The organism is Collinsella sp. CLA-JM-H32B (assembly GCF_040098065.1).
Taxonomy (GTDB): Bacteria; Actinomycetota; Coriobacteriia; order Coriobacteriales; family Coriobacteriaceae; genus Collinsella.
The window spans coordinates 1-2,077 of the sequence record NZ_JBBNNA010000029.1 but is presented as its reverse complement, the minus strand read 5'-3'; the positions used below and the strand labels follow the sequence as shown (position 1 = coordinate 2,077).

The following is a 2,077-nucleotide window of genomic DNA, read 5'->3' as shown; positions in this document are numbered from 1 at the left end:
ACCGTCACCAACGACGTGCTGTACAAGGAGGGCCTGGACCTTCTCGTCGTGCCCTCCGCCGAGCTCTCCCGCGGCCGCGGCGGCCCGCGCTGCATGAGCATGCCCTTCTGGCGCGAGGACCTCTAAGGTCTTCAAGGACCCGTACAGGTCTTAATACATACATCTAGCTGCCATTAGATGTCTCCCATTGGGGCGGTGCGGGTATTCGCACCGCCCCAATCTTGTATGAGGAACGTCAATACGATTGGATGACTGCTTTTGTAAGGAGCTTGGCCATGGATATCAAGGCAATCGGCGTTGAGGAATGGCTTAACGTTTGGGAGAAGAGCGCTACGTGGGATATCGCCCAGTCGACGATCTCGTCGCTCACCATGGGCGAGCTGCGCGCGCTCGATGAACAGGACGGCGCCACGTTCTACGAGCGCCTGGATCGCGAGAAGATGAACTACGGCTGGATCGAGGGTTCGCCTGAGTTTAAGGCCGAGGTTGCCAAGCTGTATCGTCGCGAGGTCAATCCCGATCACATTCTGCAGACCAATGGCTGCACGGGTGCCAACCTCAACGCCATCATGGCCGTGGTCGAGCCCGGCGACCATGTGATTGCCGAGTGGCCCACCTATGCGCCGCTCTATGAGATCCCGCGTACACTCGGCGCCGAGGTTGAGTATTGGGAGCTTTGCGAGGAGCTCGGATGGAAACCCGATATCGAACAGCTCAAGCGCCTCGTTCGCCCCAACACCAAGCTCATTTGCATCAATAACGCATCGAACCCTATCGGTACGGTGCTCGATGCCGATTCGCTCGGCCAGATCGCCGAGATTGCCCGCTCGGTTGGCGCCTATGTGCTGTGCGACGAGGTGTACCTGCCGCTTGAGAACACCGAGGACTTTTTGTCGATGGCCGATGTGTACGAGAAGGCCATCGTCACCAACTCGGTATCCAAGACCTATTCGACGCCTGCGGCCCGCGTGGGCTGGGTTGTGGCAGACGAAGAGGTATCTAACCGCATTCGCACTTACCGCGACTACACCATGATTTGCGGCGGCGTGTTCAACGACGCCCTGGCGACCTATGTGCTCGAGCACAAGGACAAGCTCCTCGAGCGCAACCGCAAGATCGTGTTTGGAAACCGCGATATCGCGCAGGCTTGGATCGACACGCAGCATCGTGTCTCCTGGACGGCCCCGCAGGGTGTGTCCACCTCGTTTATCCAGCTGGACATTCCAGAGGATGACGAGGAGTTCTGCAAGCGCCTGCTGTCCGAGAGGGGAGTGCTGTTGGTTCCCGGTAGTCGCTTTGAGCTTCCTTGTGGCGCACGCCTGGGCTACTGCGCGAGCGAGGACGTTCTGCGCGAGGGCCTGAGGCTTCTGGGCGAGGCACTGGCGGAGTTCGATCGCTAGGATCACGATTCCCTTCGAAGGCCGTATTCAAATTGGCCGACAATAATCGAAAACGGACCTGTTTCCCTAGGGGATCGGGTCCTTTTTTCTATACCGAGAAGTCAAGTTGTTACAAATTGAGACGCAAGATCGATTGGGTATTCGACGGGCCTTATACTGAGCTTCCGGTGAACGGTATCCAGCGTCTGGTAAACGGTAATCTGTTTGACAAAAATGAATAGGACGAACTTCTTTCTGAATAAAAATCAAAATGGTTGAGACGTAGCGAGAATTGCGAATTCTATTCATATCGTTGCGCGAAATATGCAATTTGAGGGTGGTTTAACAAAGATTAGTTTCAATCGATTTTTCGGTTAAAAAGGCGTTTAAGCACGTAAATACACTTTATTAAATCAAAGTGTGCCATGCGTGAAGTATATGTGTATGCCGTTCACCCCTCATATAAAACCGTTCGGGGGCGAGGTGGAAGTATGGACTGATTTTGGATATAAATATGTCGTCAGCAATAACGCCTCACACGGAGGGGCGCTAACGAATCGGCCCTGACAGGGGCCCGAAAGAAAGGTAGGAGGCCATGACGAAAGGTCTGCACGTGCCTTCCGAGATCGGCAAGCTCAGGAAGGTCTGCCTGCACCGTCCCGGCGACGAGCTCCTCAACCTGCCGCCCGACGAGCTCG

The 2,077-nt window shown here is 55.5% G+C and carries 2 protein-coding genes; both read left to right on the top strand.

Translation table 11 applies throughout. The annotated features are described in order from the left end of the window. On the top strand, positions 1 to 126 hold a 126-nt coding region (locus AAA138_RS09800; RefSeq protein WP_229770747.1), incomplete at its 5' end, for an arginine deiminase family protein. Between the two features lie 149 nt (positions 127 to 275). Then, a complete protein-coding gene (locus AAA138_RS09795) occupies positions 276 to 1,400 on the top strand; it encodes an aminotransferase (RefSeq protein ID WP_349090667.1) in 1,125 nt (374 codons plus the stop codon). The last annotated feature ends 677 nt before the right edge of the window (positions 1,401 to 2,077 follow it).

Excerpts from the sequence above, each read along its gene's own strand:
- AAA138_RS09795 (WP_349090667.1), top strand. The coding sequence starts at position 276 with ATGGATATCAAGGCAATCGGCGTTGAGGAATGGCTTAACGTTTGGGAG.